The organism is Nocardia jejuensis NBRC 103114, assembly GCF_001613145.1.
GTDB lineage: Bacteria > Actinomycetota > Actinomycetes > Mycobacteriales > Mycobacteriaceae > Nocardia > Nocardia jejuensis.
The window spans coordinates 32,522-57,328 of record NZ_BDBU01000018.1; the positions used below are offsets into that span (position 1 = coordinate 32,522).

Consider the following 24,807-nt stretch of genomic DNA (forward strand, 5'->3'; position numbering starts at 1 on the left):
AGTCATGACGAACTCCGACACCAGGCTGGTCGATGCGCTGCGCGCGTCGTTGATCGAGGTCGAACAGCTTCGTTCCGCTCACCGTGTGGTGACCGAGCCGTTGGCGATAGTGGGCATGGCGTGCAGATATCCAGGTGGGGTCGATTCCCCTGCGGCACTGTGGGCGATGGTCGAGCAGGGACAGGACGGCATCGGTGATTTCCCGGCTGATCGTGGCTGGGACACCGCACGTATCTACGATCCCGAACCCGGAGTGCCGGGCAAGACGTACACACGCTCGGGCGGATTTCTGTGCGGCGCGGGCGACTTCGACGCTGGATTCTTCGGTATCAGCCCCAGAGACGCCCTCGAGATCGATCCGCAACAGCGGTTGCTGCTGGAAGTGTCGTGGGAGGCGCTCGAGGACGCCGGAATAGATCCGAAGTCCCTGCGGGGTTCCGACACGGGTGTGTTCGCGGGGGCGATGTATCACGACTACGGGCAGATGGAGCAGGCCGGATCGGTGATCTCGGGCCGGGTCGCCTACACACTGGGACTCGAGGGCCCCGCGGTGACGGTCGACACCGCCTGCTCGTCCTCGCTCGTTGCCCTGCATCTGGCCCGGCAAGCCGTGCGCGCGGGCGAATGCGAGCTGGCCCTTGTCGGGGGAGTCACGGTGATGGCGACTCCTCAGATGTTCGTGGAATTCTCACGACAGCAAGGGCTTTCACCGGACGGACGCTGCCGGTCGTTCGACGCCGGCGCGAACGGCACCGGCTGGGCCGAGGGCGTGGGTGTCCTGGTGGTCGAGCGGCTTTCTCGCGCGAAGGAATTGGGCCATCCGATACTGGCGGTGGTCGCCGGGTCGGCGGTGAATCAGGATGGCGCGTCGAATGGTTTGACTGCTCCGAATGGTCCGTCGCAGCAGCGGGTGATTCGTCAGGCGTTGGCCGATGCGGGGCTGGGTGTCGGTGATGTGGATGTGGTGGAGGCGCACGGGACCGGTACCAGGTTGGGTGATCCGATCGAAGCGCAAGCGTTGCTCGCCACCTACGGCCGGCGTGAGGATGGTGACCCGCTGTGGCTGGGCTCGATCAAGTCGAACATGGGCCACGCTCAGGCCGCCGCCGGCGTGGCGGGTGTGATCAAATTGGTCCAGGCGATGAGGTTCGAGCGCATGCCCGCGACGCTGCATGTGAAAGAACCTTCGCCGCACGTGGATTGGGCGTCGGGCCGGGTGGAGTTGCTCACCGAGGCTCGCGACTGGCCGCGTTCCGGTCGCGTACGTCGTGCGGCGGTGTCATCCTTCGGGATCTCGGGAACCAACGCTCACCTCATCCTGGAAGAACCGGCGCCGAACTCCGCGCCCGAGCGGATACACCCGAGCACACGATCACTGGAACATGCTCTGCCATGGGTGATCTCGGCCCGAACGCCGGCCGCGCTGAGGGCACAGGCCGGTCGATTGCTGGAATTCTGTGCTGCGGACTATTCGCCGCTGACCGATACGGCCGCAACGCTCAGTCGGCGTTCGCTGTTCGAGCACCGTGCGGTCGTGATCGGCACCGACCACGCGGATCTGGTGGCCGGTCTGAAATCGGTGCACGCCGGAGATACCGCATCGGCCGATGCGGTGAGGACGGGTCGTGTTCGGGACACGAGCGGCCGGATCGCCATGGTGTTCCCGGGACAGGGCTCGCAGTGGGTGGGTATGGGCCGGGAACTGATGGACAGTTCGCCGATATTCGCCGAGCACATGCGCACGATGGATACCGCGCTGTCGCAGTCGGTCGAATGGTCTCTGCTAGAGGTGATTTCGGGCACGGGCGAGGTGGACGCCGAACGGGTGGATGTGCTCCAGCCGGTCCTGTTCGCGGTGATGACCTCACTCGCTCGTCTCTGGGAATCGGTCGGGATCCGCCCCGACGTGGTACTCGGTCATTCCCAGGGTGAGATCGCCGCCGCTTATATCGCGGGTGGCCTGTCGCTCGAGGACGCCGTGCGGGTGGTCGTGGGTCGCAGTCGCGCGATCGCCGAGATCGCCGGCACCGGTGCGATGGTGTCGGTGGCAGCGCCGGTCGAACGCGCGCGGGAGTTGATCGCGGATCAAGGCTCCGCGTTGAGCATCGCGGCGGTGAACGGTCCTGCGGCGACGGTGATCTCGGGGGACGTGGGCGCGTGTGCGGCTCTGGTGTCCCGGTGCGAGCGCGAGAATGTGCGGGCACGTGCGATTTCCGTGGACTACGCATCGCATTCGCCGCACGTGGAACGGCTTCGGGACTCGGTGATCGAGGCGTTGGCCGGACTCACCCCGCGCACCGGTGCGAGCGACGGCCCGGTGTTCGTCTCGACGGTGACCGGCGAAGCATTCGATACCGCGGGATTGACCGCAGAGTACTGGTTCACGAATCTACGCGAGAGCGTGCGCTTCGACAGGGCCCTCGCCACCGCCGTCGTGTTGGGGTGCGAGACGTTCGTGGAGTCGAGCCCCCATCCGGTGCTGACCACCGCCGTCGAGGATACGCTCGCCTCTCTCGACGGCGGTGCGGACAGCGACAAGACCGTTGTGGAGTCGGTTCGCCGTGACGACGGTGGCTGGGCACGTTTTCTCCTGTCCGCGGCCGCGGTGTTCGTCACAGGTGTTGATCTGGACTGGACCGCCCTCACCGCAGGCCCGGCGGGGCATCGAGTTTCGCTGCCGCCGTATGCGTTTCAACATCGGCACTACTGGAACTCGGCCCGGTCCCGAAGCGATACCGCCGGGCTGGGACTGCGGCCGATCTCGCATCCGCTGCTGGGTGCGGTGATGGATACCCCCGATACGGATCGTGTCCTGGTGACAGGTCGATTGTCCGCAGCCACCACGCCATGGTTGAGCGATCACGCGGTGCTGGGCCGAACCCTGTTTCCGGGCACCGGTTTCATCGAGTTGGTCACGGCGGCAGCAGACCAGGTCGGATGCGGGCACGTGCGGGAGCTGACGATCACCACGCCATTGATGCCGGAAGACACCGCTGTGCGGTTGTGCGCTCTGATCGAAGAACCGACGGCGGAGAAAACCCGGGTGATTCGTGTCTACTCCCGGCCTGATTCGGAGGGCGATGTCCCAGCCGACCTCGGCGACACCGTCTGGACACTGCACGCCGAAGCCGTTGTCGCACCGCCACAGCCGACACCGCCGCAGGAATCGGCGGTGTGGCCTCCCGCCGATGCGACGCCGCTGGATATCGGCGACGTGTACGACCGGCTGGCCGAGCTCGGCTACGACTACGGTCCCGCGTTCCGAGGTTTGCGCGCCGCGTGGCAGCGAGGTGCGACCGTCTTTGCCGAGGTGACGCTGCCCGAGGAGGTCGATCGCACCGGCTATGGCATACATCCGGCGCTGCTCGATGCCGCCATGCACGCGTCGTTGCTCACCGGTGAGGAATTGATCCTTCCGATGGAGTGGACCGATGTGGCGCTGTTCGCGCCGGGCGTGTCCCGGCTCCGGGTGCGGGCCGAGCGAGAGGGGCCCAACAGCATGACCGTCGATCTGACCGACTCGGCAGGTCTGCCGGTCCTGCGCGTGGGTGCGGTGACCGGGCGAGCGGTCACCGCGGCGCAGCTGGGGCGAACCGGGTTGCGGGACAGACTGTTCGGCGTCGAGTGGCGCGATCGGACCCTGCCATCGCAGGTACCGGCGGTCGTGACATCCGAATGGGAGGACGTTCGAGCGGGCGGCGCGCCGGGCGAGGCCGTGGTCCTGCGGTGCCCGCCGGGCTCCGGAGAACCACCCGAGGCGGTACGTGAGACGCTCGGTCGTACTCTCGCCGCGCTGCAATGGTGGGGGGAGCACCAGGACTTCGCCGAGATACCGTTGGTCGTCGTCACCGCTGGTGCGGTCGGCTTTCCCGCGGGAAGCGGTCCGGAACTGTCACTCGCACCGGTGTGGGGTCTGGTTCGCGCGGCGCAGGCGGAGAATCCCGGGCGAGTGTTCCTGGTCGATACCGACTTCCACAACGACGTCGATGTCGCGCGGATCGTGGCGGCGGCCGAACCCGAGGTGGTGTTACGTGGTGGTCGCGCGCGCGTGCCCCGGTGGGTGTCCGTCGCCGGCGAGGTCACCGAGGCCGAACCGCACTCTGCTGGAGCGGTTCTCATCACCGGCGGCCTCAGCGGGCTGGGTGCGGAGACGGCCAGGCACATGGTGCGGGCCCACGGCGTACGCCGGCTGATTCTCACCAGTCGTCGTGGACCCGATGCCCCGGAGGCGGATGCTCTGGTCGCGGAACTCGAACAGCTCGGTGCGCGTGTGCGGGTCGTCTCCTGTGACGTGTCCGATCGTGAGTCGCTGCGAAGAACACTGTCGGAGTCTGCGTTCGGTGAGCCGCTCGTCGGTGTCGTGCATGCTGCCGGCATCTGGGACAGCGGAACCATCGCTCGATTGACTCCCGAAGGCTTGGACGCGGTGCTGCGCGCGAAGGTGAGCGGAGCGTGGAATCTGCACGAGCTGACCAGCGATGCGGAGCTGTCGTTCTTCGTTCTGTTCTCCTCGGTCGGCGGCCAGATCCTGGCGGGCGGTCAGGGCGGTTACGCCGCGGCGAACGTGTTCATGGACGCGCTCGCGACGCATCGGCACGGACTGGGTCTGCCTGCGACATCGATGGCTTGGGGTCCCTGGCAGGACGCTCGGATGGGAGTCGAAGCCAGTGCCCAGCAGATCGCCCGCATCCGCGATCACGGCCTGGTGCCCTTGGAACGGGCAGAGGGGCTCGATCTGTTCGACGCCGCGCTCGCGACCGGCCGCCCCGTCGTCGCACCCGTCCGGCTCGACCGCGCCGCGCTGCGCGGTACCGCGCAGGAGATCCCGGCATTGCTGCGCGGGCTCGTACCGCCGGCATCCCGCAGTCTGGACCCGTCGGGGCGCGCACCGGGCAGAATCTCTCTCGCCGGCCTGGACGAGCCCGCCCAGCAGGCGTATCTCACCGACCTGGTTGTTTCCACCGTGCGCGACATCCTCGGTTACGACGATTCGGTGGTTGTGGGTCCCCGCACCGCACTGCAGGATCTCGGGTTCGACTCGCTGAGCGCGGCGGCGTTCCGCAATCGACTCAGAGCGACAACGGGAACCACTCTGCCGGTCACCGTGGTTTTCGACCATCCCACCCCGGCCGAAATCGCGACACGTCTGCTGGCAACCATGACCAGCGGTGCGAGCGGTGCGCGCGCAGGGTCGGACCGGCCTCTCGAGGACACGGTGGGCGGGTTGTTCGCCGCTGCCGTGGCCGACGGAAGGATCGACGCGGGAATGGGTCTGCTGCGGACGGCCGCCGCGCTGCGACCGACCTTCTCCACGAGTGACGACCTGCGAGAGCAGATCCGCGCGGTGCGTCTGGCAGACGGTCCGCACCGTCCGGCGATCATCTGCCTGAGCACTCCCGCCGCCACCGGTGGACCACACCAGTACGCCCGTTTCAGCGCCGCCTACAACGGAATCCGACCTGTACACGCATTGCCGCTGCCCGGCTTCGCGCCGAACCAGCAGTTGCCGCGTGACCTCGCCGCCGCGGTGGACGTGCTCGCGGCGGCCGTTCGCCGCGCGGCGGGAAGTGAAGATTTCGTGATGCTCGGTTATTCGGCGGGCGGTCTACTCGCGTGCGCGGTAGCCAGGCACCTCGAGGTGTCGGGGTCGGCATCGGCGCTGCGCGGGGTCGTTCTGCTCGACACCTTCGCTCCCACGTCCGATGGCATGGGTGTTCCGGTCGACCAACTGTTGACGGGTCTGTACGAAAACGATTCCGCTGCGGTAGAACTGGATGGCACGCGATTGTCCGGAATGGCCGGATGGGGCCGGCTGCTCAGCGATATCACCGATCCGAGTACCGAATCGCCCGCAGTGATGATTCGTTGCGAGCGGCCATTTTTCAGTGCCGTGTCCGAAAATGGTGACCGGCAACCGATATCGACCACTCGACTGACCGACGCGCAGGAGCTGGTGTCCGTCGATTCCGATCATTTCGAGCTGTTGGGCGCGGATGCGGAAATCACGGCTGCGGCTGTATCCCGGTGGATCGACGGTGTATGCGAACAGAAGTCGCCGACTGCAGCAACGACCACGAAGACATCATTCGATCAAGGAGAAACCGCATGGGCGGAATAGCCGGTTGGATTTCGTTCGATTCCGACCTGACCCGAAAGACGGAGACCATCGAGGCGATGACCGCCGCGGTCGCGCATCGCGGTCCCGATGGTTCCGGAACCTATGTCCGCCGGCACGTGGTCCTGGGACACCGGCGCCTGGCGGTGATCGACGCGGAGGGAGGTGCGCAGCCGATGCGTGCGCGGACACCCTCGGGGGAGGTGGTGCTGGTCTACAGCGGTGAGATCTACAACTGTCCCGAGCTGCGTGCCGAACTGATCGCACTGGGCCATACCTTCGGTACTTCCTCGGACACCGAGGTGTTGCTGCGCGGGTACCTGCAGTGGGGTGACTCGGTCGTGGACCATCTCAACGGCATGTTCGCCTTCGCGATCTGGGATGAGCGCGAGGAGAAACTCGTGATCGTGCGAGACCGGATGGGGGTCAAACCGCTCTACTTCTACCCGACGCCCGACGGCGTGCTGATCGGCTCCGAACCGAAGGCGATTCTCGCGAACCCACTGGTACGCAAGGTGATCGACACCGACTCTCTGCGGGAGCTGTTCGCGATCACCAAACCGCCGGGCTGGGCCATCTGGAAGGGCATGGCCGAGGTGCGCCCCGGGACGATGATCACCGTGGACCGGCGGGGTCTGCATGTGCGCACCTACTGGAAACTCACGCCGCATCCCCACACCGACGACCAGGAGACCACGGTCGCCCGGGTGCGAGAGTTGTTGGAGGACATCGTCGACCGCCAGTTGCGTGCGGACGTTCCGGTGTCGGTGCCGCTTTCGGGCGGATTGGATTCCTCGGTGATCACCGCGCTGGCGGCCGCCCGTCTGGGCGAGCAGGGTCGCAAACTTCGTACCTTCTCCGCCAATTACCAGCGCCAGGAGTCGATCTTCACACCGGACGAATTGCGCGACAATCCAGACTCGCCCTTCGTTCGTGAGATGGCCGATCTCCTGCAGACCGTGCACACCGACGTGATGGTGGACGTCGCAGAGCACAGCGCCCCGGCGGCCAGGCGCGCTATCGTCAGCGCGGCCGACGTCCCGCTCGCCCTGGCCGATCTGGACTCCTCGCTCTATCTGTTCCTGAAATCCGTGCGCGCCGAATCGACCGTGGCTCTGGCGGGCACGGTAGCCGATGAACTGTTCGGCGGATACCGGTGGTTCTTCGACGAGGAATCGGTGCAGGCCGACACCTTCGCGTGGTTGGCGTACCGCAGCGCCTACAGCGGCGATCGACTGGCCGAGCTGGCGCCGCACATGAAAGCGCGCCTGGATGTGCCGGGCTTCATTCACGACCAGTACGCCGGTGCGGTCGCGGAAGTGGAACAGCTCGGTGACGAGACCCCTGTCGAACGCCGCATGCGGGAGATGTGTCACATCCATCTGACCCGGCTGGGCCGGATCCATCTGTTCCGGATGAGCCGCGCGTCGATGGCCCTGGGACTGGAGGTCCGCGAACCGTTCTGCGATCACCGCCTCGTGGAATACGTCTACAACACACCGTGGTCGATGAAGAGTTTCGACGGACGGGAGAAGAGCATTCTGCGGCACGCGACGGCGGATCTGCTGCCGGAATCCGTCGTGTGGCGAACCAAGAGCCCTTATCCGTCGACGCAAGATCCTCGATACGCCGAGGCGATGCAGCGGCAGCTGCGAGAGCTGCTGGGGCAGAAGGACAACGCCGTATTCGAATTCTTCGACCGGCAGTGGGTTCAGGACGGGGTGGATATGGCCCCCGATCGCGTTCCAGGCAATGTCCGGGCCGGGCTGGACCGCGTGCTGAACCTGAGTCAGTGGCTCGAGGTGTATCAGCCCGAAGTCTTACTCGACTGAGCAGTCTCCATTTGTCGAGATGAGTCGCGCAGAATGTGACCGGCGGTGTCACGCGCGAACTCGTACCGATGATATTTCTTGAATCATTATGCCGCCGATGGTTTATCGGCCATGCCCGAAATACGTGCGCAGGGCCGTATTTTTCAATTGCTCACGGACAGCGACAATTTCGAAGAACGCGCGTTAGTATCGACGCGTCGTTTCAAATCAGGTGGAGGTAAGTCAGTGGAAAGTCAGGAAAACAAAGAGTTCGAGCTGCGTGGTTTCAATCATGTCGGATTGATTTGTGACGACATGGAGCGGACCGTCGAATTCTATTCAGGTGTTCTGGGTATGCCCTTGGTGAAGACGATCGAGTTGCCCAAAATGCCGGCGGGAGGGCAGCAGTTCGTCTTCGACGTGGGCAACGGCAACGTCCTGACCTTCTTCTGGTTCGTCAACCGGCCCGGTGCACTGCCGGGCTACTTCAATCCGCCGCCGACCGAGGGGGTGGACGAGGAGAAGTGGCAGACCCGAGTGAGTGCGGTCAACCACATCGCGTTCGACGTACCGCCGGAGAAGTTCGAGGAATACCGGGAGCGCTTGGTCGCCAAGGGGATCCGGGTCGATGAGATGAACCACGACAACAGTCCCTCGACCGTGGCGCAGGATGTGAACCCGGACGTCTTCCACCGCTCGCTCTACTTCCAGGACCCCGATGGCATCCTGTTGGAATTCGCTTGCTGGATAAGGGACTTCGGCGACGGCGACGTGGCTCACGATCCCCGCCGCGCCACCGACCGCCCCGCGCAGCCGGTCGGCTGATTCTCGGGCAGAGACTCCGTCGCGCGACGGAGTCTCTGCCGTTTCCTTTCGTGGCGCCCGCGCGGCGCCCGACCGGCCCGTTCGTGGGAAGTGTTCTATGAGGTCGAAATACGATGTGATCGTGGTTGGCGCGAGATGCGCGGGATCGACCACGGCAATGTTGCTGGCACGCAAGGGATATCGCGTACTCGCCGTCGATCGAGCCACGTTTCCGAGTGACGCGCTCTCGACGCACATGATCAACGCGCCGGGTGTCGCGGCGTTGCGTCGCTTCGGCCTGCTCGAAGCCGTCATCGCGGCCGGCACTCCGGCGATCGACAAATTCACCTTCAATTTCGCGCTGGCGGACGGCTCTGTGAGTCTGTCGGGTCGCCCGTTGCCCAGCGATGGCATCCGCACCGGGTACGCGCCCAGGAGAACGCTGCTGGACAAGATTCTGGTCGATGCCGCGATAGCGGCGGGTGTCGAAATCCGCGAGGGCTGCACTGTGGACGACCTGATCGTCCAGGACGATGTCGTGGTCGGGATCCGCGGGCATGATCGGCGCGGCGGCATCGTGCAGGAACACGCACAGCTGGTGATCGGCGCTGACGGGCGCTCCTCGCGGGTGGCGAAGCTTGTCGGCGCCCAGGAATATCACACGCAACCCCGGCTGCAATACCAGTACTTCACATACTGGAGCGGGTTGCCCACCGACGGCTTCGAGATCTACAGCCTGCCCTCCCGGTGCTGGGCCGCGATCCCGACCAACGACGACCTCACCTTGGTCGTGGTCTGCTGGCCACACGCCGAGCGTCACGCCTTCCGCGCCGACATCGAGGGCAACTACCGTGCGACGCTGGAACTGTGGCCCGAGTTCGCACGGCGGGTGGATCACGCCACGAGAGTGGAACCCTTCAGCGGCGCCGCCTGCGCCAACTATTTCCGCAAGCCGTTCGGCCCCGGATGGGCGCTCGTCGGTGACGCGGCATACAACCGGGATCCGATTACCGCACAGGGCATCAGCGACGCGTTCGAAGGGGCGGAACTGCTGACCGCCGCCGTGCATTCCCACCTCCACGACAATGCGCCTTTCGAGGTGGCGATGGCCGACTATCAACGAGTTCGTGATCAGCGGCGTCTGCCCCTGTACGAGCACACAGCCCAACTGGCCCGCCTGCAGGCGCCGTCCCCGGAGCTCGAGCGGTTGCTGCTGGCGGCCCGGAAGGATCAGGACGCCATGGACGGATTCGTCAGTGTGGGAGCCGGAACAGTCTCTCCCGCAGAGTATTTCGGTCCTGTAAATGTCACTGAGCTACTGGAACGGGTGGGGCGATGAACCACGACATGCAATACAGCGGAAAAGTCGCGATGGTGACCGGAGCCGCCGGCGGTATCGGCTCGGCGATCGTCGCCGAACTCGGCCGCCGGGGCATCTCGGTGGCCGCGGTGGATCGTGAGGTCGCTGCGCTGACGCGGGTGGCGGAGGCATGCGCCGAGACCGGAGCGCACGTACAGGTGTGCGCCGCCGATGTCGGCTCCACCGCCGAGATCGGACACCTCGTGGACCGGGTCGAGAACGAACTCGGCCCCATCGAATACCTGGTGAACGCCGCGGGAGTGCTGCACCCTGCCGCCGCGCTGGATGTCACCGAGGACGAGTGGGATCGAACCTTCGAGGTGAACGCCCGCGGGGTGTACGTGGTCACCTCCGCGGTCACCCGTGCCATGGTGAGTCGATCACGCGGCGCGGTGGTCACCATCGGCTCGAACGCCTCCCGCACTCCGCGGATGGGGATGGCCGTCTACGCCGCGACCAAGGCCGCGGCCACCATGTACACCAAATGCCTGGGTCTCGAGGTCGCTCGGTACGGGATTCGCTGCAATGTCGTCTCCCCGGGTTCCACCGACACCCCGATGCTGCGCTCGTTGTGGTCGCAGGGCCATGGCGAGGAGGCCACCGTGCACGGAGATCTCGACGCGTACCGAGTGGGCATCCCCCTGGGCAGGATCGCGAGCTCCTCGGACATTGCGAACGCGGTCGCCTTCCTGCTGTCCGATCACGCCCGGCACATCACGATGCACGATCTGACTGTCGATGGTGGGGCTGGTCTCGGTGTCTAGCAATCAGATCGCGCCGCAGGCGCGCATTCCCGACATCGACTCCTACCCGATGCCCACCGCATTCGAACTGCCGGTCAACACGGCGCAGTGGGAGGCGGATCCGGCGCGTGCGGTGTTGCTGATCCACGATATGCAGCGATTCTTCCTGCGCCCCTTTCCCACCGACGCCGAGCCGGGCCGGACCTTGCTCGCCAACGCGGTGTCGCTACGTGAAAGGTGTTCGAGCGCAGGCATTCCTGTGTGCTACACCGCGCAGCCCGGCTCGATGACGCCGGTGCAGCGCGGGCTGCTTCGCGACTTCTGGGGACCCGGGATGACAGTGTCCCCGGCTGATCGGGAGGTGGTCGACGAGCTCGCGCCCTCGGCCCGGGACTGGCGGCTGACCAAGTGGCGCTACAGTGCTTTTCACAAGTCCGATCTGCTCGAGCGGATGCGAGCGGCCGGACGTGATCAGCTGGTGATCTGCGGGGTGTACGCGCATGTCGGAGTTCTGATCACAGCCTGCGACGCGTTCTCCTTCGATATCCAGCCGTTCCTGGCTGCGGACGCGATCGCCGATTTCAGCCTGGACGAGCATCGGCTGGCTCTGGACTACGCGGCCCGCAGATGCGCGATGGTGGCCACCACCGAGAGCCTGCTGACCCAGTTGGCGCGTCCGCGCACGCCGGGAGAACAACGATGAACGGCGATCTGCTGCAGGCGATTCTGACGGACGAACCGCCTCCGTTCGCGCTACTGCGACGCGCGTGCCCGCGCGGCACCGACCGGATCGACGTGCTGCTGGGTGATATCGCCGAAGCGCGATCGCTGTCCGAGATCGATACGCTGTGCACGCCGCGGGGGACCGGAGCCCGGCACGACGTGCTCGCGCTGGTGCCCTATCGGCAGATCGCCGAGCGCGGATTCGACTGTGTGGACGACGGAGAACCGCTGCTGCTGATGAAGATTCGACAGCAGGATCGAATCTCGACGCACCAGGCGCTGAGCGCGATTCCGGTCCGGCCGATCTCGGTCACCGGCGGGCGTTTCGATCTGAGCGATCGTGAATACGGCGATATGGTGCGCCGGATCCTCGCCGACGAAATCGGCAAAGGTGTGGGAGCGAACTTCGTCGCCAAGCGATCCTACTTCGCCGAGATCAGCGACTACCGCCCTCAGCACGCGCTGACCCTGTTTCGCCGGCTGCTGGAGGCGGAGTCGGGCGCGTACTGGACCTTTCTCGTGCACACCGGCACGCGCACCTTCGTCGGGGCGACGCCCGAACAGCACCTGAATCTGGACCGGGGTGTATTGGCGATGAACCCGATCAGCGGCACGTACCGCTACCCGGACTCGGGACCATCGCTGCCCGGAATCCTGGACTTCCTCTCGGACCTGAAGGAGTCCGATGAGCTGTACATGGTGGTGGACGAGGAACTGAAGATGATGGCCGGGCTGTGTGAGTCGGGCGGGCGTCTGGTCGGGCCGTACCTCAAGGAGATGAGCAAACTCGCGCACACCGAGTACTTCATCGAAGGCAATACCATCCGCCGACCGGCGGATCTGTTGCGTCAGACCATGTTCGCGCCGACCGTGGTGGGCAGTCCGCTCGAGAGCGCCTGTCGTGTCATCAGCCGATACGAGCCGACCGGACGCGGGTATTACAGCGGGGTCATCGCCCTGATCGGCGAGGACGAGCACGGTGGCGAACGCATGGATTCGGCCATTCTGATCCGTGCGGCGGACATCGACGCCGACGGCCGGATGAAGGTCGCCGTGGGAGCCACCATCGTGCGGCATTCGGACCCCGATTCCGAAGCGGCCGAGACCCGGGCGAAGGCCTCTGCGGTACTGGCCGCCCTCGGCGCGCAGTCGGCGGCGCGCTTCGCCGACCACCCCGAGGTCGTATCGCTGTTGAACCAGCGCAACGAGAGGGTGTCGCGGTTCTGGCGCAAGCCCACCGAGGCGGTGACGTCCGTGAACGGCCCCGTCGACTACGGCCGGATTCTGGTGGTGGACGCCGAGGACACCTTCACCGCGATGCTCGGACACCAACTGCGCACGTTGGGGGCGGTGGTGACGATTCGTCGCTTCGACGAGGACTACGACGTGGCCGATTACGATCTGGTGGTCATGGGCCCGGGGCCCGGTGACCCGCGTGCCGCATCGAACGGGAAGATCGCCGCACTGCGCCGCACTCTGGATCGGCTGCTGCACGAGAGCCGGCCGTTCCTTGCGGTGTGCCTGAGCCATCAGGTGCTCGGAGATCTGCTGGGCATGCGTCTGGCCCGGCGGGTGTACCCCAATCAGGGCGTCCAGCGACCAGTTGATCTGTTCGGCAGCGTGCACCGGGTCGGCTTCTACAACAGTTTCAGTGTGCATTCGGGAACCGACACTCTCTGCCGCCCCGGCATGAGCGGACAGATTCAGGTCTCACGGGACGCGACCACCGGCGAAGTCCACGCGCTGCGCGGTCCGGGTTTCTACTCGGTGCAGTTCCATCCGGAATCGGTCCTCACTCTCGACGGCGAGGTGATTCTGGCGCGGATGCTCTCGGAGCTGCGCTCGGGCGCCGAAGTCGTGTCGTTCGACCGGATTCCGAAACATCGCACCGCCGGAAACCCGCTGCTGAACGGGTTGATCGGGGAGATTCTCCTGTTGGCGCCCGGCCCGGAATCGGTGCCCTACGATCAGCCCTCGACACTGCGGGCACGGCGGTCCGGCTGACGCCGGACCGCGGCGGCTCACTCGAGCACCACCTCGATATCGTGCTCCGTCACAATTCGGTTGAAAGCGACCAATCGTTCCAGCACTATCCGGGCGCTCCAGGGGCCGCCGACGCACAGCGAGCCGGACGGGGCGGCGAGCAATTCACGAACATCGCTCTCGTGCACCAGCTTCAGAGCCGGCGATCCCGGCTCGAGGAGCTGCTCGACCTGTCGGCGCAGCGCGTTCTCGTACGCGACATCCTGGGTCGACGGGTAAGGGGTCTTGCGGCGTTGCACGACCGACTCGGGCAGCAGATCGGCGACCGCCGCGCGCAGCAGGCTCTTCTCGTATCCATCGAACGTCTTCATCGACCAGGGTGTGTTGAAGACGTACTCGACCAGACGGTGATCGGTGAAGGGCACCCGAACCTCGAGCCCCACCGCCATGCTCACCCGGTCCTTGCGATCCAGCAGCATGCTCTCCCAGCGAGTCAGATGCAGGTAGGTGATCTCGCGCATACGCGCCTCGTGGCCGGATTCGCCCGACAGCCGGGGACATTCGGCGACAGCCTCGGTATACCGCTGTTTGAGGTGCTCGTCCAGGCCGAGCCCCTCCCAGAGCCCGAGGGAGTGCAGGGCGGCGATCCCGCCGGACTTGGCCGCGGAGGTGAACCATGGGAACGCGTCGGCCGCCACCGCATCCGGGTCGTGGAACTGGTTGTAACCGCCGAAGAGTTCATCGGCGGCTTCGCCCGACAGCGCCACCGTTGCCGCGGTGCGAACCGCGCGGCACAGCAGGTACAGCGAATACTCCATATCGCTGATGATCACCGGGAGGTCGAACGCGTCCAGGACCGCGGTCTGCACCGCGGGATCCACGAGTTCGGTGTTGTCCAGCTCGACGACCACGTGATCGACGCCGAGGTGCGCGGCTACCTCCAGCGCGTACGGGGTGTCGGGATCCTTCCACGCGGCATTGGCGGTGAATCGCTCTGTGTGACCGGCGAAGTCGACCGAATACGTGCGCAGCGCGGGAGCGCCCCGTTCGGCGAGCACCTTGGCGGCCAGTGCCGTGATGGCACTGGAATCGAGCCCGCCCGACAGCAGCGAGCAGATCGGCACGTCAGCGATCAGCTGCCGCTGGACGATATCCTCGAGCAGCTCTCGGACGTGGGCGATGGTCGCGTCCAGATCGTCGGTGTGCTCACGGGCTGCCAGCTTCCAGTAGACGATCTTCTCGATGCCGTCGGCGGCGACCTTGACCACGGTGCCGGGCCGGACCTCGAACATGCCGCGAAAGGGAGCCAGCTCGGGAGTTTTCGTCATGGTGAAGAACTCGCGCAGGCCGTTGCGGTCGATAACGGCGGGGATGTCCGGGTGCGCCAGAATAGCTTTCGGCTCCGATCCGAAAACGACGCCGCCGTCCAGGAACTGGTAGTACAGCGGCTTCACTCCGAAACGGTCGCGGACGAGAAGCAGCTCCTCGCTTCGGCAATCCCACAATGCGAACGCGAAAATTCCGTTCAGGCGGGCTGGAAAGTCACTTCCCCACTGCAGGTATGCCCGCAGAACGACCTCGGTATCACTTTCGGTCCGGAACGTGTGACCGAGTGTGCGCAATTCTTCCCGTAATTCGATGAAGTTGTAGACCTCGCCGGTGTAGCTGATCACCACTTCATCGGCCACCATCGGCTGCCGGCCTCCGGCGAGGTCGATCACCGACAGACGCCGGTGTCCGAGCAACGCGTGCGCGGACACCCATATCCCCTCGTCGTCGGGCCCTCGGTTGACCATCGTGGCAGTCATCGCGGAGACCGTGTCGACGCTGGGCGCCAGGTTCCTGCGGTGGTCGACCCATCCCGTTAGTCCGCACATATCTTCCAGTTCCTTCATTGATCCGGTGTCGATATCGCTGGATTCTGTGACGCCGGAGAATCGAATACACCGACGAACTATGGACTGCTGTCCCATGTCGAGCGAAAGGTGAAGTGTCACAAGCGATGTGTTCGCCGACCGTATCTCAGTCGCCTGGGTGCGGCAACGTGCTCGAGGTGTGAAACAACGGTCTCGACAACAGAACTCGGGTTTGCGAGTATTCGGTCATCTGATCGAGTGTGCATCGAGGAGTTTGTTCAATGGTTGAGTCGACTACCAATAAGCCCGCGGCTATCGCGTTGATGGAAATGATCGGAAACGGCTCCTTCGCGCAGGCGATATACGTGGCAGCGGATCTCGCGATCGCGGATGTGCTCGCGGCCGGTCCTATGACCGCCGCGGACATCGCTGAGAAGATCAGTGCGAACGCTGATGCGGTACACCGGTTGTTGCGATTGCTGTCGAGTCGCGGAGTCTTCGCTCTCGAGGCTGACGGCAGGTACGCACTCAACGAGCTGTCGGATCCGCTGCGATCCGACGCGGAGGTCTCGGTGCGACCGTGGTCGTTGTTCGTCGGGTCCCCGGAGCATCGAGAGCACTGGTCGCATCTGTCCGAGGGCATCCGCACCGGTGAGGCCGTGGTCCCGGCGGTGCGCGGAGTGCCCTTCTTCGAATTCACGCGGCAGAATCCCGCGTTCGGGAAGGTCTTCAACGACGCGCAGACCAGTGTGTCCGGGATGACCCTGAAGGCGGTGCTCGGCTCCTACGACTTCTCGCGATATTCGACGATCGTCGATGTGGGTGGCGGGCACGGTCGGCTGCTGAGCGAGGTTCTGCTGAGTGCACCCGACTCCTCCGGTGTGCTCTACGACCTGCCCGCCGTGGTCGATGGTGCGCAGGTGCGCATGGAAAGCCTCGGTCTGGCCGAGCGGTGCACGGTTCAGCCCGGATCGTTCTTCGAGAGCGTTCCCGCCGGCGGGGACGCGTACATTCTCAAGCACATCATTCACGACTGGAACGACGCGGATTCCGTGCGGATCCTGCGCAACATCTGCCAGGCCATGTCGGCGGAGAGTCGCCTGATTCTCATCGAAATCGTTCTGCCGGAAGGAAATACGCCGCATCTCGGTTTGCTGACCGACCTGAATCTGCTGGCGCTGTTCGGAGGTAAGGAACGTACCGAACAGCAGTATCGGGACTTGTTCACCGAAGCCGGCCTGACCATCGAACGCGTCCTGCCGACCGGCGGACCGGCGGGGATCATCGAGGCCCGGGTAGCGCGGGCCTCATGAACGGTGCGATCGATGCTCCGGCCTTCCCGATGGCCCGTGAGCGAGGATGCCCATTCGATCCGCCACCGCAGCTGCGCCGGTCCGAGCGAATCTCCCGGGTGCGTATCTGGGATGGCAGCGAGCCCTGGCTGATCACCGAATACGACGATGTCCGTGCGCTACTGGGGGACCCGAGGGTGAGCGCGGACGCGACCAGGGCCGGCTACCCGATCTCGACGGTGGCCTTGCGCGCCGCTGTTCAGCGGAATCGCCCGTTCATGTCGATGGATGATCCCGAGCACGCGGAATACCGGCGTCTGCTGACGGGGTATTTCTCGGTCAAACGGCTGGAACGAATGCGTCCGCGGATTCAACAGACAGCCGATCGGCTGCTGGACGAGATGCTGGCTCAGCCGATCCGCGCGGCGGATCTGATCTCGGCGTTCGCGCTACCCCTGCCGTCGCTGGTCATCTGCGAGTTGCTCGGTGTGCCCTATGCCGAGCGCGATCGATTCCACCGGCTCGCCGGCACGTCGATCTCGACCGTCACCTCCGCGGAGGAGGCCGGCATGGCCGCGGAGGAGCTGCTCGGGCTCATTCGGGCGGTGGTCATCGAACGACAGGCGAAGCCGGCGGACGACATCCTCAGCCATCTGACGCAGTCCGGTCGTCTCTCCGTCGATGAGATCACCGGCATCGGCAAGATTCTGTTGATGGCCGGGCACGAGACATCGGCCAATATGATCTCGCTCGGCACCGCCCTGCTGCTCGCGAACCCGGAACAGGCTGCGGCGCTTCGTGATGACGACGATCCCTCGGTCGTTGCGAGCGCCGTGGAGGAACTGCTGAGATTCTTGACCGTGGTCCACCACGGCCGCCGCAGGCTCGCGGTGGCGGACATCGAGATCGGCGGTGTCCGGATCGAAGCCGGTGAGGGGTTGATCCTGGCGATCGAGACAGCCAACCGTGATCCGCGTGCCTTCCCGGGCGACCCCGATGTCCTGGATATTCGGCGAAATGCGCGGAGTCACCTGGCATTCGCGTTCGGACCCCATCAGTGCCTGGGGCAGACCCTGGCGCGAATGGAACTGCAGGTCGCCTACGGCACCCTGTTCCGCCGGGTTCCCTCGCTGGCTCTGGCCACCCCGGTCCATGAGTTGCCCTTCAAACACGATATGCGGATCTACGGGCTGCACGCGTTGCCGGTGACGTGGTGACCGCGGTGATCGTCCGCCGTACGAGCCTTGATGAATAGGAGTTCCGCATGCGCGTCGTAGTCGACCGCGGTAGATGCATCGGTGCGGGCCAGTGCGTCTATGTGGCACCGGAGATTTTCGACCAGGATGACGACGGACTCGTCATCCTGCTCAAGGAGGATGTCGTGAAGGACAGCGACACCGAAGACGTACGGCAGGCCGAGATTCTGTGCCCCGCCCGGGCCATCATTCCCGCGAGGAGATGACCGCGATGGCGCAGTACATGTTGTTGTATCGAGGTCCGGCGCGGCCCCTGGAGAATTTCCCAGCAGAGCAGGTCCAGTCTCAGATGCGCGCGTGGGCGCTGTGGACCGAACAGCTCGGGAGTGCACTGTTGTCGCTGGGCGAACCGTTCAGTGCGCGAAGCGCTTTGGTCGGCGACGGTTCCGAGGTGATGGCCACCGAACTCAACGGTTACTCGATCATCGAGGCGGACACCATCACCCATGCCCGCTCGCTGTGTGCTGAACACCCCTATCTCAACGGCGAATCGAGCACGTTCGTCATCGAGATCTTCGAGCTCACCCCGATGGGCCGATGATGCCGGGCACGCCGGCTCGGCACGAGCGCGTGTGGTCGCTCGTGGGTCGGTATCTTCGCGAGAGTCTCATCGCAATCGGAATGTGCACGGCACCGGTGGTTCCGACCTGCCGAGAACCGGAAGGTGGACTACCGCAGCCCGACCTGCGGTAGTCCGCTCGTGACGCTCAGCTGTCCCCGAAAGCCTGCTGCACCTTCGCCACATCGGTGATTCCGTCGGAGAGCAACAGCTGCAACAGGATTCGCGATTTCGCGGGGTTCAGTCCCAGCGCGGAGACGGTGCCGAGTTCGTCGTCGTTCAATTCGGCGTTGCGCACGACGCTTCCGGATCCGACTCGGCTGGAACGCACGACCAGCACGCCTCGTTTCGCGGCTGCGCTGAGGGCGTCGACGACTGGTTTGGCGGTATTGCCGTCTCCGACACCGGCCAGGACGATGCCGAGCGCGCCGTGGCCGAGTGCGTCGTCGACCTGGGTCGCGTCCATACCGGCATGGGAGTAGACGATGTCGACGTGCGGCAGGGGAGCCTTGCCGGGAACCGGGAACGTGAGTCGCGGTTGCGTGGTGGCGGGCCCCGCGAACTGGACCGCCGCCGCGTCGACGTGACCGATCGGCCCGCTGTTCGGGGAGGTGAAGGTCTGCACGCTGGTGGTATTGGACTTGGTGACGTCCTTCGCGCCGTGAATGGTGTCGTTGAGCACGACCATGGTCCCGCGTCCGCGTGCCTGGGAGTCGGCCGCCACCTGCACCGCGGAGCGCAGGTTCGCCGGACCGTCGGCGCTCAGTGCCGTGGACGGACGCATCGATCCGACCAGCACGACCGGCTTGTCGCTCGCGACCACGTGATCGAGGAAGAACGCGGTCTCCTCGATCGTGTCGGTCCCGTGCGTGACCACCACCCCGTCGGCCTGATCGCCGGCGAAGATCTCGTCGATCTTGTGTGCCAGATCCAGCCACACCTGGTCGTTCATGTCCTGGCTGCCGATATTGGAAATCTGCACCGCCTGCAGAGTCGCGATCTTGTCGAGTCCGGGCACGGCGTCGATCAGGTCCTGCGCGGTGGCCTGACCCGCGGTGTAGCCGACCGCGGAGTTCGCATTGGCCTTGCCCGCGATCGTGCCGCCGGTCGCCAGAATGGTGATGCGCGGCAGCGCGCCCGGCGCGACCGTGGAACTCGACGCGGCCACCGGTGCCGGATTCTCGGAATCGTTCCCGCATCCCGTGAGCAGAACAGCCGCGCACGCAGCCGCACCGGCGATACGAAGAATGGATTGTCGCGCCATAGTCAACCCCTCGGTGGGTACGTGAGCATGGGAATCGCATTCAGCAGCGGTGGAAATCCTAGTGCCGGGTAGCAGCCGCAGGCGATGACCGCACGATGACAACCCGGTCTCGATCCCCGACAATCCGTGTGAAATACACCGCGGCGTGATCTGGTCGTGTCACGGTATTGGCCGGATACGGGATCGACCGGACTTCGATATGCGGAGGTTGGACGATGAGTGTGGACGACCAGGTCGATCGGGCGACCGAGAAGAAATACGAGACGCTCAGCCCGTTCGAGCTGAAAGACGAGCTCATCGATCTGGCCGATGAGCATATGCACAAGACCGCGCACGCGATGATCAACGCGGGCCGTGGCAATCCCAACTGGACCTCCCTCACCGCCCGCGAGGCCTTCTATCTGCTCGGCCGATTCGCCGCGTCGGAGGCCAAGCGCGACTGGGACGAATTCCCCGGCCTCGCGGGAATGCCGCAGCCGGACGGAATCGCCGCGCGCCTGGACGAATTCCTCACCGCCGAATCCGAGAGCGACGCGGTGAAATTGCTGCGGGGCGCGGTCGAATACGGCACCGCCACCCTGGGTTTCGAGGCCGACGCCTGGGTCGGCGAACTGGCCGATGCCATCCACGGCGACCACTATCCGGTCCCGGACCGCATGCTGACCCACATCGAACAGGTGGTGCACGCCTACCTCGACCTGGCGATGGGTGGTGCGCCCGCGAGCGGCTGGGATCTGTTCGCGACCGAGGGTGGCACCGCCGCCATGTGCTACCTGTTCGACAGTTGCGTGGTGAACGGGATGCTCGCTCCGGGCGACCGTATCGCGATCATGACCCCGATCTTCACGCCGTATCTCGAGATACCGCATCTCGATCGTTTCCAATTCGACGTGGTCGAGGTGAAAGCGGACAAGGACGCCTCCGACGGCATGCACACCTGGCAGTACCCGCCCGAGGAAATCGAGAAGCTGACCGACCCGAGCGTCAAGGCGCTGTTCCTGGTCAATCCCTCGAATCCGCCGTCGGTAATGCTGGATTCGGCGACGCTGGAACGGATCTCGCAGATCGTGGCCGAGGAGAATCCGAATCTGACGATCATCACCGACGATGTGTACGGCACATTCGTCGAGGGTTTCCAATCGCTGATGTCCGCCGCGGCGTCGAATACGATCGGCGTCTATTCCTTCAGCAAGTATTTCGGTTGCACCGGATGGCGTCTGGGTGTCATCGCGGTGGCCAAGGACAACATCTTCGATACTCGAATCGCGAATATGCCGGAGGCGGAACGAGATCGGCTGACGAAGCGCTATTCCACGATCGCCCTCGAACCGGAGAAACTGAAGTTCATCGACCGCATGGTCGCCGATTCGCGCGATGTCGCGCTCAATCACACGGCGGGATTGTCCACGCCCCAACAGGTTCAGATGGCGCTGTTCGCACTCGGCGACCTGCTCGACAAGGACGCGCAGCACCGCAAGAACTGCGAGGCGATCATCGCGCGCCGACTGCAGGCACTCTGCGACGGCCTGCGGATCCCGGTGCCCGTGGATCCGAACGCCGCCAATTACTACGTCGAGATCGACCTCATGGTGTGGGTGAAGCAGCACTGGAGTCACGAATTCGCGCAGTGGCTCGTCTCGGAGCACGAACCGGTCGATCCGGTGTTCCGGCTGGCCGAACAGGGGTCGATCGTGCTGCTCAACGGCGGCGGTTTCGACGGACCGCAGTGGTCGGTGCGGGTGTCGCTGGCCAATCTCCGGCAGGACAGCTACACCGAGATCGGTCACTCGCTGCGCGAGATCATGGGCGAATACCACCGCGAGTTCCAGAACCGCGCCACCGCACGCTGACCCGGTCCCGCTCACCCGAAGGACGACTCGATGCATGCGATAAAGACGTTCCTGCAGGACAGCCCCGAAATCGCGCTGTTCCTCTGCCTGGCACTGGGATACGCGGTCGGCAAGATCCGGATCTGGAAACTGTCGCTGGGCGGCGTGGCCGGAACCTTGATCGTGGCGATCTTCGTCGGCATGGCGGGACACATCACGGTGAACGACCAGGTGAAGAATATCGCCTTCGCGATGTTCATCTTCACCCTCGGGTACATCTCCGGGCCGATCTTCTTCTCCAGTCTCAACCGCAAGAGCCTCAAGTACGGCACCTTCACACTGATCGAGATCGCCAGCGTGCTGGTGATCACCGCGCTGGCGACCCTCATCATGAAGCTCGACCCCGGTACCGCGTCGGGTCTGCTGGCCGGTGGGGCCACCGAGTCCGCGGCGGTCGGCACCGCGACCGACGCCATCGCGCGGCTGGATCGGCCGGCCGCGGAGATCAGCGCGCTACAGGCGAATGTCGGTACGGCCTACTCGATTTCGTACATCTGCGGGCTGATCGTCATCGTGCTGCTCTCGAGTCAGGTGTTCCCGCTCATCATGCGCATCAATCTGCGGGACGAGGCGGCGAGGTTGTGGAAACAGCTGGGCGGAGGTGCCGATGACGCCGATGGGCAGGTGCCGGCCGCTCCTGATCTGGTCGGCCGTGCGTTCCAGGTGCAGCGGGTAGCCGGGCGCACTCTCGCGGCGGTGACCTCCGATCTCGGCGGCCGGCTGACGATCGAGCGAATCCTGCGCGGCGGCAAGGCCGTTGCCGTCAGCGACGACCTGGAGTTGCGCGCCGGTGATCAAGTCCTGGTGGTGGGTCCGCGCGAGGCCATGGTGCCCGCGGAGGACGCGATCGGTCCGGAAATCGTGCCGGGCAAGGACCTCGAGACCACGCTCGAGGTGGACCAGGTGGTGCTCGACCATCGCGCGGAGAAATCCACCACCCTCGGCGCCCTGGAACAGAAGCTGGGCAATCGCCTGTACGTGACCGGGGTGGTGCGCGAGGACAAGGAGCTCCCGCTGCGGTCGGGCATGGCGGTGCAGCGGGGTGACACCGTGCGACTGACAGGGGCGAAAAGTGACCTGGCCGAGAGTGTTTCGGCGCTGGGCTACCGGCTCGATCCCACGGTCAAAGCCGACATCATCTACATCTCGCTGGGCATCGCGCTCGGTTTCATGATCGGTAAGATCGTGGTCCCGGTCGGGAGCATTCCACTCACGCTCGGCACCGGCGGCGGCTGCCTGCTGACCGGATTGCTGTTCGGCTGGTTCCGTTCCCGGAACCCGGAGATCGGCCAGTATGCCCCCGCCGCGGCCGATGTCATCAAAACCCTCGGTCTGTCGGTGTTCATCGCGGTCGTCGGCCTGACCTCGGGACCGCAGGCGGTGGATCTGGTCGAGAAGTTCGGCTGGGGGCTTCCCATCGCGGGTGTGCTCATGACGGCTGTTCCCGCGTGCATCTCACTGCTCGTCGCGTGGAAGTTCATGAAGCTCCCCGCACCGTTGGCGCTGGGAGCCATTACCGGACAACAGTGTTCGACTCCGGGCATCACCGCTGTCCAGCAGGTGGCGGGCAACGCCACCCCGCTGATGTCCTACACGATCGTCTACGCGCTCTCGAATGTCGCGTTGCCCCTGCTGGGACCGATCGCCGTCGCCATGACCGAAGCCATTTCCTGAGTTCTTCACGAGGCGCCGTGCTGTCCCGGCAATACGATTCGGACGAGGGTTCCCCCTCGCTCGGAGGACTCGGCCGCGATGGTGCCACCGTGCTTGGTCACCACCTGTTTCACGATCGCGAGCCCGAGCCCCGAGCCGGGCATCGAGCGGGCGGCGGTGGCGCGATAGAACCGCTCGAAGACCAGGTCGCGTTCGGCCGGATCGATACCTGGGCCGGCGTCGTCGACCGTGAATTCCAGTAGGCCACGGCCGTTCTCGGCCATGCGCACCAGGACGATCGAACCGTCCGGGCTCCATTTCGCGGCATTGTCCAGGACATTGAGCAGGGCGCGTTCGAGCCCGGCTTCGTCGCCGTACACCATCCACGGGCGCAGGGAGACCTGGAATTCGATGCGACCGCGCCGCCGCCGAGCCCGCTCCAGGGCGTGCTCGGCGACAGCGGCCAGATCGACGCGCTCGTACTGGATGTTCGGTGCTTCCTCGCGGGCCAGATCCACCAGATCGCCTACCAGAGTGGACAATTCCTCGATCTGGCCCATCACGTCGTCACGCAGTTCGGCCATGTCCTGATCGGGGATCTGCGGAGAGCCCGGACGGCTCGATGCGATCAGCAGTTCGGCATTGGTGCGCAATGACGTCAGGGGCGTCTTGAGTTCGTGTCCGGCATCGGCGACCAGGCGGCGCTGGCGCTCGCGGGAGTCGCCCAGGGCCCGCAGCATCGTGTTGAATCGTTCGGTGAGCTGGGCGAGTTCGTCATCGCCGGTCACCGGAATCGGTGCCAGATCGTCCGTGCGCGCCACCCGCTGGGTGGCGGCGGTCAGCCGCGCGACGGGCCGCAATCCGGTGCGCGCCACCGCGGTTCCGGCCGCGGCCGCCAGGAGCACACCGCCGCCGCCGACCACGAACAGCAGCAGCGCGAGCCGGTTGAGCGCCTCCCGCGTGGGATCGAGCCGCTGCTCGATCACCAGCGTCGCACCGGAATTGGTGTGCTGGGCCAGCACCCGCCGGTCCCCGACGGTGCGCAGGGAGAATTCGGTATCCCCGCGCGCCACCGAGAACTCCTGCTCACCCAGCGGCGGCGCCGAATCCTGTCCCACGACCAGACCACCCGCCCCGAGGTCCGGGTAGATCAGGGTGATCCCGATATCGTCGGAGAACAGACTCCCCAGCGTGCGCGCCTCCAGATAGGTCATCCGGTCAGCGTTCTTGTTGATCATGAACGCGGCCCGGGTCCGAAGCTGCGCATCGACATTCGCATACAGCGCCCGCGCGACCAACGCATACGCCGCGATCGACGTGATCGCCACCGCGACCGCCACCACCGACGCCGCCAGCAACGTGACCCGCCAATGCAGGGTCACCGTCCCCCCGATCGGCGCCATCACCCGGCCGGCGTCGCCCTCGGTCCGCCCGCCTCGACGCCCGGCCCTACGCACGACTCGAGACCGAAAGACCCGGAAACAGAAAACGATCGATAC

16 protein-coding genes are annotated in these 24,807 nt (G+C 65.3%); 13 read left to right on the plus strand and 3 right to left on the minus strand.

Going from position 1 to position 24,807, the window contains the following annotated elements; translation table 11 throughout:
- Positions 1-4 precede the first annotated feature (4 nt).
- The 7 genes from NJ1_RS13800 (at position 5) to NJ1_RS13830 (ending at position 13,560) form a co-directional block, all read left to right on the plus strand.
- Positions 5-6,118, plus strand: a complete 6,114-nt coding sequence (locus NJ1_RS13800) for a type I polyketide synthase (protein WP_067693053.1) — start codon at positions 5-7, stop codon at positions 6,116-6,118.
- Positions 6,106-7,947, plus strand: a complete 1,842-nt coding sequence (gene asnB / locus NJ1_RS13805) for an asparagine synthase (glutamine-hydrolyzing) (protein WP_067693056.1) — start codon at positions 6,106-6,108, stop codon at positions 7,945-7,947. The genes NJ1_RS13800 and asnB (NJ1_RS13805) overlap by 13 nt, the downstream gene beginning before the upstream one ends.
- 225 nt (positions 7,948-8,172) lie before the next feature.
- Positions 8,173-8,751, plus strand: a complete 579-nt coding sequence (locus NJ1_RS13810) for a VOC family protein (RefSeq protein WP_067693060.1) — start codon at positions 8,173-8,175, stop codon at positions 8,749-8,751.
- Positions 8,752-8,848: 97 nt separating this feature from the next.
- The gene (locus NJ1_RS13815) at positions 8,849-10,069 is read left to right on the plus strand and encodes an FAD-dependent monooxygenase (protein WP_067693063.1); all 1,221 of its coding nucleotides are present in this window, start codon (positions 8,849-8,851) and stop codon (positions 10,067-10,069) included.
- The gene (locus NJ1_RS13820) at positions 10,066-10,854 is read left to right on the plus strand and encodes a 2,3-dihydro-2,3-dihydroxybenzoate dehydrogenase (protein ID WP_084478162.1); all 789 of its coding nucleotides are present in this window, start codon (positions 10,066-10,068) and stop codon (positions 10,852-10,854) included. The genes NJ1_RS13815 and NJ1_RS13820 overlap by 4 nt, the downstream gene beginning before the upstream one ends.
- 49 nt (positions 10,855-10,903) lie before the next feature.
- Positions 10,904-11,536, plus strand: a complete 633-nt coding sequence (locus NJ1_RS13825) for an isochorismatase family protein (RefSeq protein ID WP_084478223.1) — start codon at positions 10,904-10,906, stop codon at positions 11,534-11,536.
- Positions 11,533-13,560 carry an anthranilate synthase family protein gene (locus tag NJ1_RS13830; RefSeq protein WP_067693069.1) on the plus strand — a complete coding sequence of 676 codons (2,028 nt, stop codon included), beginning with the start codon at positions 11,533-11,535 and terminating at the stop codon, positions 13,558-13,560. Before NJ1_RS13825 ends, NJ1_RS13830 begins: the two co-directional genes overlap by 4 nt.
- A 17-nt stretch (positions 13,561-13,577) precedes the next feature.
- On the opposite strand, the gene asnB (NJ1_RS13835) is transcribed toward NJ1_RS13830, so the two are convergent.
- Positions 13,578-15,434 (minus strand): asparagine synthase (glutamine-hydrolyzing), encoded by a 1,857-nt coding sequence (asnB, locus tag NJ1_RS13835; RefSeq protein ID WP_422615752.1) that lies wholly within the window; start codon positions 15,432-15,434, stop codon positions 13,578-13,580.
- A gap of 242 nt (positions 15,435-15,676) precedes the next feature.
- Here asnB (NJ1_RS13835) and NJ1_RS13840 point away from each other — a divergent pair, with 242 nt between their 5' ends.
- The 4 genes from NJ1_RS13840 to NJ1_RS13855 all read left to right on the plus strand — a co-directional run bounded on the left by NJ1_RS13840 (position 15,677) and on the right by NJ1_RS13855 (position 18,484).
- Complete coding sequence (locus NJ1_RS13840) at positions 15,677-16,708, plus strand: methyltransferase (protein ID WP_084478164.1); 1,032 nt, start codon at positions 15,677-15,679, stop codon at positions 16,706-16,708.
- A 98-nt stretch (positions 16,709-16,806) separates the two neighbouring features.
- Positions 16,807-17,904, plus strand: coding sequence for a cytochrome P450 (locus NJ1_RS13845; protein ID WP_422615753.1), 1,098 nt, complete (start codon positions 16,807-16,809; stop codon positions 17,902-17,904).
- Positions 17,905-17,951: 47 nt separating this feature from the next.
- Positions 17,952-18,149, plus strand: coding sequence for a ferredoxin (locus tag NJ1_RS13850; RefSeq protein ID WP_067693078.1), 198 nt, complete (start codon positions 17,952-17,954; stop codon positions 18,147-18,149).
- A gap of 5 nt (positions 18,150-18,154) precedes the next feature.
- On the plus strand, positions 18,155-18,484 hold the full coding sequence (locus tag NJ1_RS13855) for a hypothetical protein (RefSeq protein ID WP_157573947.1): 330 nt from the start codon (positions 18,155-18,157) through the stop codon (positions 18,482-18,484).
- Between the two features lie 166 nt (positions 18,485-18,650).
- Here NJ1_RS13855 and NJ1_RS13860 read toward each other — a convergent pair whose 3' ends face one another.
- On the minus strand, positions 18,651-19,670 hold the full coding sequence (locus NJ1_RS13860) for an asparaginase (protein WP_218025190.1): 1,020 nt from the start codon (positions 19,668-19,670) through the stop codon (positions 18,651-18,653).
- A 311-nt stretch (positions 19,671-19,981) separates the two neighbouring features.
- On the opposite strand from NJ1_RS13860, the gene NJ1_RS13865 reads away from it, so the two are divergent.
- The gene (locus NJ1_RS13865) at positions 19,982-21,616 is read left to right on the plus strand and encodes a bifunctional aspartate transaminase/aspartate 4-decarboxylase (protein ID WP_067693087.1); all 1,635 of its coding nucleotides are present in this window, start codon (positions 19,982-19,984) and stop codon (positions 21,614-21,616) included.
- 30 nt (positions 21,617-21,646) lie between these two features.
- On the plus strand, positions 21,647-23,329 hold the full coding sequence (gene aspT / locus NJ1_RS13870) for an aspartate-alanine antiporter (protein ID WP_067693090.1): 1,683 nt from the start codon (positions 21,647-21,649) through the stop codon (positions 23,327-23,329).
- Positions 23,330-23,334: 5 nt separating this feature from the next.
- Here the strand turns inward: aspT and NJ1_RS13875 are convergent, their stop codons facing one another.
- On the minus strand, positions 23,335-24,711 hold the full coding sequence (locus tag NJ1_RS13875; RefSeq protein WP_067693093.1) for a HAMP domain-containing sensor histidine kinase: 1,377 nt from the start codon (positions 24,709-24,711) through the stop codon (positions 23,335-23,337).
- Positions 24,712-24,807 lie beyond the last annotated feature (96 nt).

What these genes read in the sequence shown, in the direction of transcription:
- NJ1_RS13800 (WP_067693053.1), top strand. Translation starts at nt 5, where the DNA reads ATGACGAACTCCGACACCAGGCTGGTCGATGCGCTGCGCGCGTCGTTG.
- asnB (WP_067693056.1), top strand. Translation starts at nt 6,106, where the DNA reads ATGGGCGGAATAGCCGGTTGGATTTCGTTCGATTCCGACCTGACCCGA.
- NJ1_RS13815 (WP_067693063.1), top strand. Translation starts at nt 8,849, where the DNA reads ATGAGGTCGAAATACGATGTGATCGTGGTTGGCGCGAGATGCGCGGGA.
- NJ1_RS13820 (WP_084478162.1), top strand. Translation starts at nt 10,066, where the DNA reads ATGAACCACGACATGCAATACAGCGGAAAAGTCGCGATGGTGACCGGA.
- NJ1_RS13825 (WP_084478223.1), top strand. Translation starts at nt 10,904, where the DNA reads ATGCCCACCGCATTCGAACTGCCGGTCAACACGGCGCAGTGGGAGGCG.
- NJ1_RS13830 (WP_067693069.1), top strand. Translation starts at nt 11,533, where the DNA reads ATGAACGGCGATCTGCTGCAGGCGATTCTGACGGACGAACCGCCTCCG.
- asnB (WP_422615752.1), bottom strand. Translation starts at nt 15,434, where the DNA reads ATGAAGGAACTGGAAGATATGTGCGGACTAACGGGATGGGTCGACCAC.
- NJ1_RS13840 (WP_084478164.1), top strand. Translation starts at nt 15,677, where the DNA reads ATGGTTGAGTCGACTACCAATAAGCCCGCGGCTATCGCGTTGATGGAA.
- NJ1_RS13850 (WP_067693078.1), top strand. Translation starts at nt 17,952, where the DNA reads ATGCGCGTCGTAGTCGACCGCGGTAGATGCATCGGTGCGGGCCAGTGC.
- NJ1_RS13855 (WP_157573947.1), top strand. Translation starts at nt 18,155, where the DNA reads ATGGCGCAGTACATGTTGTTGTATCGAGGTCCGGCGCGGCCCCTGGAG.
- NJ1_RS13865 (WP_067693087.1), top strand. Translation starts at nt 19,982, where the DNA reads ATGAGTGTGGACGACCAGGTCGATCGGGCGACCGAGAAGAAATACGAG.
- aspT (WP_067693090.1), top strand. Translation starts at nt 21,647, where the DNA reads ATGCATGCGATAAAGACGTTCCTGCAGGACAGCCCCGAAATCGCGCTG.
- NJ1_RS13875 (WP_067693093.1), bottom strand. Translation starts at nt 24,711, where the DNA reads ATGGCGCCGATCGGGGGGACGGTGACCCTGCATTGGCGGGTCACGTTG.